Genomic DNA, 11,835 nt, shown 5'->3' with positions numbered 1-11,835 from the left:
CAGGTTGAGATATTGCCATGCTACGAATCGCTAAAGAAGCACTGACGTTTGATGACGTTCTCCTCGTTCCAGCTCACTCTACAGTTCTGCCTAACACGGCCGATCTCAGCACCCAGTTGACCAAAACTATTCGTTTGAATATCCCTATGCTGTCCGCAGCCATGGATACCGTAACGGAAGCCCGTCTGGCCATTTCTTTGGCTCAGGAAGGTGGACTTGGTTTCATCCACAAAAATATGTCGATTGAGCGCCAGGCTGAAGAAGTCAAACGCGTGAAAAAACACGAAAGTGGCGTTGTGACTGACCCACAGACCGTGCTGCCGACAACCACTCTGCACGAAGTTAAAGAACTCACCGCACGTAATGGTTTCGCGGGTTATCCTGTTGTCACCGAAGCCAACGAACTGGTCGGTATTATCACCGGTCGTGACGTTCGCTTCGTCACTGACTTAAACCAGCCTGTCAGCGTGTACATGACCCCGAAAGAGCGTCTGGTTACCGTGAAAGAAGGCGAAGCGCGTGATGTTGTGCTGTCTAAAATGCACGAAAAACGCGTTGAGAAGGCATTGGTTGTCGATGGCAACTTCCACCTGCAGGGCATGATTACCGTAAAAGACTTCCAGAAAGCAGAACGTAAACCTAACGCCTGTAAAGACGACCAGGGCCGTCTGCGTGTTGGGGCTGCCGTTGGCGCAGGTGCGGGCAACGAAGAGCGTATCGACGCTCTGGTAGCCGCTGGTGTCGATGTTTTGCTGATTGACTCCTCTCACGGTCACTCCGAAGGCGTTCTGCAACGTATTCGTGAAACTCGCGCTAAATATCCTGACCTGCAAATCATTGGCGGCAACGTGGCTACGGCGAACGGCGCTCGCGCGCTGGCTGACGCTGGTGTGAGTGCGGTTAAAGTCGGTATCGGTCCTGGCTCCATCTGTACCACTCGTATCGTTACTGGCGTGGGCGTTCCACAAATCACTGCGGTTGCTGACGCAGTTGAAGCGCTGGAAGGTACCGGCATCCCGGTTATTGCTGACGGTGGTATCCGCTTCTCCGGCGATATTGCGAAAGCTATCGCAGCAGGCGCTTCTGCGGTGATGGTTGGCGGTATGTTGGCAGGGACTGAAGAATCTCCAGGTGAAATCGAACTTTACCAGGGCCGTTCTTTCAAATCCTACCGCGGTATGGGTTCCCTGGGCGCGATGTCTAAAGGTTCTTCAGACCGTTACTTCCAGACTGACAACGCAGCGGACAAACTGGTGCCGGAAGGTATCGAAGGCCGCGTGGCTTACAAAGGCCACCTGAAAGAGATCGTTCACCAGCAAATGGGTGGCCTGCGCTCCTGCATGGGTCTGACCGGCTGTGGTACTATCGACGAGCTGCGTACCAAAGCGGAATTTGTACGCATCAGCGGTGCGGGCATTCAGGAAAGTCACGTTCACGATGTGACGATTACTAAAGAGTCCCCGAACTACCGTATGGGTTCTTAAAATTTCTGCGCCCGGCTTTATGCCGGGTGTTTTTATTTTGTTTCACTTGCCTCGGAATTAGCCTCAATGACGGAAAATATCCATAAACATCGCATACTTATCCTTGATTTCGGTTCTCAGTACACTCAACTCGTTGCGCGCCGTGTGCGTGAATTGGGCGTTTACTGTGAGCTGTGGGCATGGGATGTCACTGAAGCACAGATTCGTGATTTCAACCCAAGCGGTATCATCCTTTCTGGTGGCCCGGAAAGTACCACTGAACATAACAGCCCACGTGCGCCTGAATATGTCTTCACCGCAGGTGTGCCAGTATTTGGCGTGTGCTACGGCATGCAGACCATGGCGATGCAGCTTGGCGGCCACGTTGAGGGTTCTAACGAACGTGAATTTGGTTACGCACAGGTCGAAGTTAAAACAGACAGCGCACTGGTTCGCGGTATCGAAGATTCCCTGAGTGCAGATGGCAAACCGCTTCTCGATGTCTGGATGAGCCACGGCGATAAAGTCACCGCGATCCCTTCAGACTTCGTGACCGTTGCCAGCACCGAAACATGCCCGTTCGCGATTATGGCGAACGAAGAAAAACGTTTCTATGGTGTGCAGTTCCACCCGGAAGTGACCCATACCCGTCAGGGCCAGCGTTTGCTGGAACGTTTTGTTCTGGATATCTGCGGCTGCGAAGCACTGTGGACTCCGGCAAAAATCATCGAAGATGCGATTGTTCGCCTGCGTGAACAAGTGGGCAATGACAAAGTGATTCTGGGCTTGTCAGGTGGCGTGGATTCTTCCGTTACCGCAATGCTGCTGCACCGCGCGATTGGCGACCGTCTGACTTGTGTATTCGTTGATAACGGCCTGCTGCGTTTGAACGAAGCTGAACAAGTGATGGATATGTTTGGCGATCACTTCGGTCTGAACATCATTCACGTTAAAGGCGAAGAACGTTTCCTGTCCGCGTTGGCGGGTGAGAACGATCCGGAAGCAAAACGTAAAATCATTGGCCGCGTGTTTGTTGAAGTGTTCGATGAAGAAGCACTGAAACTAGAAGACGTGAAGTGGTTGGCTCAGGGTACCATTTATCCTGACGTTATCGAATCTGCTGCTTCTGCGACCGGTAAAGCACACGTCATCAAATCTCACCACAACGTGGGCGGCTTGCCGAAAGAGATGAAGATGGGTCTGGTTGAGCCGCTGCGTGAGCTGTTCAAAGATGAAGTGCGCAAAATTGGCCTGGAACTGGGCCTGCCATACGACATGCTTTACCGCCACCCGTTCCCGGGGCCAGGTTTAGGCGTGCGCGTGCTGGGTGAAGTGAAGAAAGAGTATTGCGACCTGCTGCGTCGTGCTGATGCGATCTTTATTGAAGAACTGCATAAAGCGGATCTCTACAACAAAGTCAGCCAGGCATTTACCGTGTTCTTGCCGGTACGCTCTGTTGGCGTGATGGGCGATGGCCGTAAATACGATTGGGTTGTCTCACTGCGTGCAGTTGAAACCATCGACTTTATGACCGCGCATTGGGCGCACCTGCCATACGATTTCCTTGGCCGTGTTTCCAACCGCATTATCAACGAAGTTAACGGTATTTCCCGTGTGGTTTACGATATTTCTGGCAAACCGCCAGCGACTATCGAGTGGGAATGATTTAACGTCTGGCAACAGCCTGCACGTAAAAGCAGTAAAGTACCTCTAAGCCTGCGTAACTGCGGGCTTTTTTGTTTTTGTGTCTGGCACTTTCTGGCAGCTGTTAGCAACGGGAAGCACGGTTTTTTCAATGGAATTTTTGATGGTACTCTCTGGTTTCGAATTCAGGTTTGAAAAAGTACCATGTGATAAATTTCGGTTGAGTTATGGTATTTGTTTTTTATAAATCAATTAAAAACAGAGAGTTAAATAGCTTTTCTGAATTTTTTACAACATGGTATTTTTTGATTAAAGGAAAACAATAAACCATGTTGACTGACACCAGGCTGCGTCACCTTAAGCCGAAGGAGAAACTCTATAAAGTTAATGACCGTGATGGTCTGTATGTTGCGGTCACTCCGGCAGGAACGATCTCATTTCGTTATAACTATTTAATAAACGGAAGACAGGAGACCGTTACTTTTGGCCGCTATGGTGTTGGAGGGATCACGCTTGCAGAAGCGCGTGAACGGCTCAATGAAGCCAAAAAAATGGTTGCCAGTGGAAGATCGCCTGCTAGGGAAAAAGCCAGAGATAAAGCGCGTATCAAAGATGCGGAGACTTTTGGTGCGTGGGCTGAGAAATGGTTACGCGGTTATCAAATGGCTGAATCGACGCGTGATATGAGGCGTTCGGTATATCAAAGGGAGTTGAAGTCAAAATTTGCGCAGCAGAAATTGACCGAGATTACACATGAAGACTTACGAGCATTAACCGATAACATTGTCGAGAGAGGGGCACCGGCGACAGCTGTGCACGCCAGAGAGATTGTATTGCAAGTCTATCGCTGGGCTATTGAGCGCGGTCAGAAGGTGGATAATCCAGCTGATTTGGTACGGCCTGCAAGCATAGCGAAATTTGAGCCTCGTGACAGGGCATTGACGCCAATTGAAATCGGTCTGATGTATCGTTATATGGAACGGATAGGAACGACGCCATCAATCAGAGCAGTGGTTAAACTTTTGCTGTTAACGATGGTACGTAAAAGTGAGCTTACTAACGCGACCTGGAACGAGATCAATTTTAGTGAAGCAGTATGGACGATACCAAAGGAGAGGATGAAACGACGTAATCCACATTTGGTTTTTCTTCCCCGACAGGCAATGGATATTTTGATTGCTCTCAAAACCTTTGCCGGTAGTTCTGATTTTATCCTTCCTTCGCGCTACGATTCCGATGCGCCAATGAGTAGCGCTACTTTAAACCGGGTTTTGACACTGACGTATCGTCTGGCACAGAAAGAAGGGCAGTCATTGCCCAAGTTTGGCCCCCATGATTTACGGCGTACAGCTAGCACCTTACTACACGAGGCCGGGTACAATACTGACTGGATTGAGAAGTGCCTTGCGCATGAACAGAAAGGGGTACGGGCTGTTTATAATAAAGCCGAGTACCGCGAGCAGAGATCAGAGATGCTGCAAGATTGGGCGAATATGATTGATGAATGGGTATGTAATTGATAATAAATTAAATTGTAATCAATCTTTTTCTGGCGACAGAAGGAAAATTTTAGCCGCTAAAATATGGAGGCATCTATGTCTCTAAATGCCATCTCTATGATTCAGTAAGTAAGTTAGTACCTATTGAGCAGAGGGAAGGGCAACTGTAAACGACCCTTTGACTTAGACTTACTCGCAGGAAAACTAATGCCTTTCATGATCAGAGGCAAGTAAGGTGATTAGCCATTGCATAACCATAGAATTGATCAGCCCTATGTCATTACAGACCAGCTTCTGTGGTTTACTGGTGAGGTAATATCACAGAGATCCATTTTTCATAATCGCTTACAGCTGCGCTACAAATGATAAATCATAACACCATGAGCCATCATCTTAATACCGTTTAATCGCGGAAGATTTTACATAATTGGTTGATGATAATATTAAAATGTATTATGTGTTTAGTTTTTCTGAGTGAGATTTTAGCCGCTAAAATTTTGCCAGAAATGGAATTTTATAAGATGAACTCATCACGAATCGTTCCTAAGGCTTTAGAAATAGCTTGATTTGTTAGTACACTACCTGTTAAGCCCCCTAATTTTATACCAATTTCGCGATTGGAAAGCCCTTGCTTATGAAGAACCAGTATTCGCTTTTTGTTGTCAGTCAGTCGCGAATCTACCATTCTGCGTGCTAAGTTGCGCAGTTCAGGCACATTAGTTGGATCTAGTGAAGAATCAAAGAGGTAATGATAAAAGTACTCATCAACTAAATTATCTCCAGATTTTGCATTGTAGCGATCTGGATGGGCAATTTGTCTCCGTAGCCTCAAGACTTCTTGCTCAAATTGCTTTGTAGAACGTTTTGCCTGTTTATAGGTCGCGTTCCAAGAACCATCGTGCAGTTTCGGTCGGTGATTTAGACAGTATGTTTGACTGAAGTCTGGTCTCTTTTTTTTTCCAGATTTCTCATTATCTTCGTTTTCTTCACCTTCAATAACTCCATTCTCTTTCCATGATCTAATAAATGATGAAAATTCAGTCGGGTTTCCACATAAGGCACAAATTCGCGTTTTTCTTTCCATATTTACATATAGATCGGGGGCTAACTTTGAATTTTTTGGTCTGTTTCCTTCACAATACATAAAAAATGATTTGAGCATGTCCTGAGTGGATATGAAAAACATGTCTTGCTCTGTATGAGAACTATGGTTAACAAAATTTCTCAGATGAAAGTGAATTTGATCGGCCGTGTAAGAAAAGCCTCTGAGTTTAACAAGATCGCTATAGTTACAATTTTTTATTGAGGCAGGGCAAAAAGATAAATAATGATTTGGAAGTCGACTTAAATATTCCGATACAGATGGATCAATCAACTCTTTGATCAATTTTATGATGTTATACCGTTTAGATTTATCAGAATATGAATGCCATTTTTCCCTAAAGATGCGGATGGCATGCACTACCGTTTCATCAGTATGTTCCCAAACAGGGATGTAATACAGCCCTAGTCTTTTTTGCGCATTTTCTTCCGTTTCAAATATTTTCATGTCCAACCTATTTGTCCAATTGATACCACTAAGATACAAGAAATTTCAGGCAATATCCACTAAACAGTGTGGATAAGGAGATATGGTATGAATTCGTCAATGACTAATAAAATGCTGATTAATCGCAGAACATTACTCAAGATGATTCCTTTGTCTGATCGAACAATCTATAACTTGGAACAGCGTGGTGAGTTTCCTAAGCGTATTGTCTTGACTAGCCGAAGTGTTGCTTGGGATTTAGCTGAGGTTGAAAACTGGATTGAAGAAAAGCGCAGATCTGCTTTAAAGGCAGCAAGACCTGGTTTTTTTTGGTAAGTGCGAGTCATCATGACGATTAAATATGTAATGGATGTTCCATCTAGGGGACCGACTCAAAACAAAAAAGGGGCCGTGAAAGTAAAGAGAAATACGAGATATATAGATAAACTTTTGGCAATCCAGGAGTGTAGTGCTCTGGAGGCCAATGAAATAGGTTTTATTGCTCGGTTCTTAATTCAAGCAACTCTACCACACAGCAACCCAAGATTGAATGAGTGGTGCCGTAAAAATGGTAATTTAACCATGCATATGATGGCACCATCAGCAGTAGGTTTGCCTTTCGGTTGCTATGCTCGATTACTATTAGTTTGGGTTAGTTCTCAAGCAGTTAGAAATAAGTCAAAGCTGGATAAAGGATTTATTACAGAACAGGAAGCACGTAAGCTTGAATTGGGTCGCTCCCAACGGCGTTTCATGGAGGACTTAGGTCTTCGCTCAACCGGTGGAAAAAATGGTTCTATAAACCCATTTCGAGAACAGATGCGGCGATTATTTAAAACTACGATTAGTGTTACGTTTGCAGAGTTAAATGAGGAAAGTGGATATATTTGTGAGGATGAAATGGGAGCCAGAGTAGCTGATATTTCCCATATTTTATGGAGTGCAAAACAACCAGAACAAGATTTTTCATGGGAATCTTGGGTTGAGTTGTCACCTAAATTTTTTCAACTGATAACAGATAAACCTGTCCCATTGGATATGAGAGTATTGCGTTTGATTAAGCGCTCTCCGATGGCCTTAGATATATATTGCTGGGCGACGTATCGTGTGAGTTATTTAAAGCGAGTCACAATTATCCCTTGGCTAGGTTTGATGGAGCAAATGGGATCAAATTATGCCGATGTCAAAGACTTTAGACGACGGTTTAACGATGGGCTTGAAAAGGTACAGCGGGCATGGCCAGGGCTAGACGCTACACCAACCGACAAAGGACTTCTTATAAAACCAGGTGCTCCTCAAGTACCTCGAAGGAAAAAATACAGAACTGAGGGATATTGAAGCGTGATGAACCTCTATCAACTTACACTTTACCAGTGTGTATAAGCTTGGGGATGAAGAAAGTTATCCACGCATATTCTGTCACGCTTTAAAGAAAGTATTCTGCGCATGTTCTGTCTCAGTTTACGCATGTTTTGTCTCGGTATGCGCATGTTCTGTCTCTTGGAACGCTGTAAAGTCAGTTTATAACAAAGGGTTATAGAGCACCCTGTAGTGTTTTCCTGTAGGTTTAACCTATATAAAAATTAACCTGTAGTTAAAGGATAGATACTGTGGATAAGCTCGATGGGGGCAAATTACATTCCTGATTATCACTATTCGATTTTTTAATGTTAATTTTTTATTGAGATTTGTTTAGCTAAACATACATTTTTAAATGTTATCTGTTTCTTTTGGATACGATTGGTTCTGTAAGCATTCATAGCTTGTATTTGTATTGTTGACACATGAGGTAGATTGTTTTTTTAGCATATAAAATAATTGGTTAGCTGTGATTTGGAGGCTTTAAAATTTTTAGCCGCTAAAATCCGATAAATTTCCCTGTGAGTTAGGTGCGATGAAATCAATTATGGCTGAGTTTATCACCAGTGAGACGGGATCGAGACTCACGATATACCGAAGAATTTTACCCGAGTAATCCTGCATTAATACGCTAAGAAAACACATCCTGTACACTGAAATACACATTGATGTGCACAGATATACTACGGCTACTGGAGGGCAGGACATGTAAAGTAGGCCCACCGCTACGGTGTTCCAACTTTACCACTCCCTATTCGCCGCATCGCGGCTCAAGGGCGTCCTGCTCTGCGAGGCTGCCAGGCTACCGCCTGTATGGAGAGCTATATGAAAGTTACTCAGACTAGAAAAAATAGTACGCCAATAAAAGTTTATTGTTTACCCGAAGAAAAATTCTCATCCAAGAAAATGCAGAAGAATCTGGATTAAGTGTTGCCTGTTTTGTTCGTAGAGTTGCAATGGGTTATCAGGTTGATTCTATCGTAGATATAAAACAGGTTAATGAACTTAGCCGAGTAAACGCTGATCTTGGAAGACTTGGCGGATTACTTAAATTATGGCTCGCAAATGATCCTCGAACAGTTGATTTTTCACCCACACTGATAAGAACCTTGCTTGCAAAAATAGAATCAACTCGGCAAGAACTAAGGAACATTATGGATAAAATCTTGGATAAATAAATGTGTGGTTTCCTATATCCCTGCGTCTGTTAACAGACAGAGTGTTAAATATTACTAATCTGTTGAAAAAGAGGTGAGCAAATGAATTTAATGTTCCGAGTAGTTTCATCACAAAGAAGGGTTTTAGCCGCTAAAAAAGCTTTAATAGTTTCTTTCGTGGCGTCCGTCATGGCATTACCGGTGAAGGCCGGAATTCCAGTTATTGATGGCACTAATGTGGTTCAGACCACAATCAGCGCAGTTAACAACGTTCAGGCTGTGACTAAACAAATCCAGCAGTACCAGATGCAGTTGCAGCAGTATGAAAACATGCTGCAGAACACCGTAGCACCTGCGGCCTATATCTGGGACCAGGCAAATTCAACAATTAATAAATTGTTGCAGGTGCAGGATACCCTTAATTACTACAAGAATCAGGCCGGGAGTCTCGATGCGTACCTGAAACGATATCAGGATGTTAACTACTACAGGACATCACCTTGCTTTAACAGCAATGTTGAATGTACCGCGTCTGAAATTAGTGCACTGCGTGAAGCTGAACAGAACAGCTCAGGGGCGCGTAAAAAGGCCAATGACGCAGTATTTAAGGTAATTGACGAGCAGCAGAACACCCTGCAGAGCGATGCTGATAATCTTGCCGAATTACAAACTCAGGCAAGCGGCGCACAAGGGCAAATGGAAGCTATTCAGGCGGCAAACCAGCTTGCCAGTGCACAGACAAATCAGTTACTGCAAATCCGCTCACTTCTGGTAGTCCAACAAAACGCTGCAGCAACACTGGCACAGGCTCAGGCAGATAAAGAATCACAACAGATAGCCGCTGATGAAAAAGCGTTAGCTGGAGAAAATACACCAAGCCCGAAGCGAATTTGGTGAGGAAACGCAGAATGAAAGATAATCTTTTGATTGTATTTATTCTGATCAGTTTATTGGCCATATGTTCTTGCGATAAAAATGATAAAGATTGTTTATCGACGCCAGATAATAAATTTGATGAACATAAATACGATAAATGTGCTCTACGGAGTAATAATAAACCAAGCCCTAAACGAGAATGGTAATCATGAAAATAGTAAGTAAGCTCACCTTTTTAGGTATCATACTTTTCTTTTCTATAAATGCCTATGCTGGTCAATTAGATAGTAGCGGGCTACTTGATACTTTATTAGATAAGTTTCAACAAGTAGCCAGTACATGGACAGCAGTAATTGCAGACTATGCAAATTGGCTCTTCTGGGGGCTGGTATTAATAAGTATGGTTTGGACATTTGGTATGATGGCGATGCAAGGGGAAGGGTTGACAGGTGTACTCGCTGAAATAGTTCGCTTTTTTGCCGTCATTGGTTTTTTTTATTATCTTTTAATCAACGGCCCATCCATATCGCAATCCATAATTAATTCAATGAGACAACTTGCAGCAAACGCGTTAGGAATAAGTACTGGTATTTCTCCCTCAAGCATAGTTGATATGGCGTTTGCGATATTAACAAAGGTCAGTTCAGCCGCATCAATTTGGTCGCCAATGATATCCACCATTATGATAACAGTCGCGATAATCGTTTTGGTAGTGATGTCCCTTATAGCGACAAATATGCTAATCATGTTGGTTTCTGCATGGGTGTTATGTTATGCAGGAGTTATATTGCTGGGGTTTGGTGGTTCGAAATGGACCTCTGATATAGCAATTAATTACTTACGAACTGTTTTATCGATTGGCATTCAATTATTCACGATGACATTAATTATTGGGATTGGACAATCATTTATAGATCAATATTTTTCTCTTATTAAAGATGATGTTCCTGATCTTAATAGTCTTATCATTCTGCTTCTGGCGTCAATTATCCTGCTAGTATTAACGAATAAGCTACCACTATTGTTATCAGGTGTTGTAGGAGGGGCTTCTTTACAAGGGATTGGTGGATTTGGGGCGGGTATGATTACCGGCGCTGCCGCTACTGCCATCAGCGGTGCTGGGGCAATGGCAATGGGTGCATCAGCTCAAGTCAGCGGCGGAGCCTCTGCATTAAAAGCAGCGTTCGAGTCTGCGCAAGCTGCCATGGCCGAAGAGTCGGGTTCCGGTGGCGTAATTGGTGGTGAAGATACCGGTTCTGTAGACACGTCGGGAGAGCAACCATCTGGTAAAGGTAGCTCCAGTGGGGGAAGCAAAGGTTTTGCTGCATCCTTCTCGCGAGCTGGCCGCATGGCAAGCCATATGGGAAGCACTATAGCTAACGGGGCTGCTGAGTACCAGACAATGAAGCGAAGTGGCAATTATTCTCGTGTCCAACATACTATTGGAGGGGAGTTGGCGACTCAGATACGTAAACAAACAGCTACTCGTCGGGATAACCGCGAACATAGTGATTTTGCCGGAGATAGCTTATCCGGCAATGATAAATCTTGAATCGCGCGCGTCAGTTAACGAGGTAGCGTGAACTGACGCTTTCACTGAGCGAACTTTACTCCTGCAATTCAAAGGAAAAACCATGTCCAAGACTCCCTATTCACGGTTACGCATCGAGGGCTTCCGCAAAGCAGAGGCTTCCCTTAGACTTGAAGGAATGGACCCCAGTGGTACGCCACTGTACGAGTCCATTAAGACACGTATTATTTCAGGTGAGCTGACGTATGAGCAGGGACGTTCAGAGATTCTTGCATACTACACAAAAGCAGATACTGACGGGCCTGTGACAGTGGGAGAGATGCTGGTAGAGGAATTTTTAAAACCGCTGAACATGTCTCATGATGAACTGGCGGAAGCTATGGGTATTTGCAAACAGGATATTGAAGATATTATCTGCGGTTTGCGTCGTGTCACGGATGATGAGGCTCGCGTTCTTGCTGCCATATTTGGTACTGATGAGGATTTTTGGAGTAATCTTGAGACGTTGCAAGGTTATCAGGAACAACGACAGACATAATCAATCCGCTACTACCTCATATGTTATGATACAGCCGCCCTTCAAGTGTCATGAAAGTTTCAACATGAGCTTGCTGTTTTCCCGAAGCTACAATTCTCGCTCTAAACAGGTAACAGTGCTTTGCGAAACGCTGAGTAGGAGGCTGAATCCGCTACAGAGCCGGGTTCTCATCTGTTAAACTTGCTGCCAAAAATTTCCAAGAAAACCTAGGATTTGACATGAGTTCACTGCACACCAGTA

The 11,835-nt window shown here is 44.5% G+C and carries 10 protein-coding genes and 1 pseudogene; 10 read left to right on the top strand and 1 reads right to left on the bottom strand.

Annotation, left to right across the window (positions count from 1 at the left end; all coding sequences use genetic code 11):
- The first annotated feature begins 17 nt into the window (after positions 1 to 17).
- From guaB to GBAG_RS14980, 3 genes are all read left to right on the top strand, one after another.
- Positions 18 to 1,484: an IMP dehydrogenase gene (guaB, locus tag GBAG_RS14990; RefSeq protein WP_034497634.1), complete on the top strand. Its 1,467-nt coding sequence runs from the start codon at positions 18 to 20 to the stop codon at positions 1,482 to 1,484.
- 66 nt (positions 1,485 to 1,550) lie between these two features.
- Positions 1,551 to 3,128 (top strand): glutamine-hydrolyzing GMP synthase, encoded by a 1,578-nt coding sequence (gene guaA / locus GBAG_RS14985; RefSeq protein WP_034497631.1) that lies wholly within the window; start codon positions 1,551 to 1,553, stop codon positions 3,126 to 3,128.
- A 308-nt stretch (positions 3,129 to 3,436) separates the two neighbouring features.
- Positions 3,437 to 4,627, top strand: coding sequence for a tyrosine-type recombinase/integrase (locus tag GBAG_RS14980; protein WP_034497629.1), 1,191 nt, complete (start codon positions 3,437 to 3,439; stop codon positions 4,625 to 4,627).
- Between the two features lie 493 nt (positions 4,628 to 5,120).
- Here the strand turns inward: GBAG_RS14980 and GBAG_RS14975 are convergent, their stop codons facing one another.
- On the bottom strand, positions 5,121 to 6,155 hold the full coding sequence (locus GBAG_RS14975; protein WP_034497627.1) for a hypothetical protein: 1,035 nt from the start codon (positions 6,153 to 6,155) through the stop codon (positions 5,121 to 5,123).
- A gap of 87 nt (positions 6,156 to 6,242) precedes the next feature.
- Between GBAG_RS14975 and GBAG_RS14970 the strand changes: the two genes are divergently transcribed.
- The 7 genes and pseudogenes from GBAG_RS14970 to GBAG_RS14945 all read left to right on the top strand — a co-directional run bounded on the left by GBAG_RS14970 (position 6,243) and on the right by GBAG_RS14945 (position 11,595).
- Positions 6,243 to 6,470, top strand: coding sequence for a helix-turn-helix transcriptional regulator (locus GBAG_RS14970; protein WP_034497625.1), 228 nt, complete (start codon positions 6,243 to 6,245; stop codon positions 6,468 to 6,470).
- A 12-nt stretch (positions 6,471 to 6,482) separates the two neighbouring features.
- Positions 6,483 to 7,472 carry a replication protein RepA gene (locus tag GBAG_RS14965; protein ID WP_034497703.1) on the top strand — a complete coding sequence of 330 codons (990 nt, stop codon included), beginning with the start codon at positions 6,483 to 6,485 and terminating at the stop codon, positions 7,470 to 7,472.
- 846 nt (positions 7,473 to 8,318) lie between these two features.
- A pseudogene (traJ, locus tag GBAG_RS14960) lies at positions 8,319 to 8,671 on the top strand (conjugal transfer transcriptional regulator TraJ).
- Between the two features lie 81 nt (positions 8,672 to 8,752).
- Positions 8,753 to 9,547, top strand: a complete 795-nt coding sequence (gene trbJ, locus GBAG_RS14955) for a P-type conjugative transfer protein TrbJ (RefSeq protein ID WP_034497623.1) — start codon at positions 8,753 to 8,755, stop codon at positions 9,545 to 9,547.
- Positions 9,548 to 9,558: 11 nt separating this feature from the next.
- Positions 9,559 to 9,732: a hypothetical protein gene (locus tag GBAG_RS22995; RefSeq protein ID WP_000654339.1), complete on the top strand. Its 174-nt coding sequence runs from the start codon at positions 9,559 to 9,561 to the stop codon at positions 9,730 to 9,732.
- Between the two features lie 2 nt (positions 9,733 to 9,734).
- Entirely contained in the window at positions 9,735 to 11,078 is a 1,344-nt protein-coding gene (gene trbL, locus GBAG_RS14950) for a P-type conjugative transfer protein TrbL (RefSeq protein ID WP_034497700.1), read from the top strand.
- A gap of 82 nt (positions 11,079 to 11,160) precedes the next feature.
- Positions 11,161 to 11,595, top strand: a complete 435-nt coding sequence (locus GBAG_RS14945; protein ID WP_034497620.1) for a HigA family addiction module antitoxin — start codon at positions 11,161 to 11,163, stop codon at positions 11,593 to 11,595.
- Positions 11,596 to 11,835 lie beyond the last annotated feature (240 nt).

Origin of the sequence: Buttiauxella agrestis ATCC 33320 (genome assembly GCF_000735355.1) — a bacterium.
In the GTDB taxonomy this organism is placed as follows: Bacteria; Pseudomonadota; Gammaproteobacteria; order Enterobacterales; family Enterobacteriaceae; genus Buttiauxella; species Buttiauxella agrestis.
The sequence above is the reverse complement of the archived record's forward strand: the minus strand, read 5'-3'. Positions and strand labels throughout refer to the sequence as shown.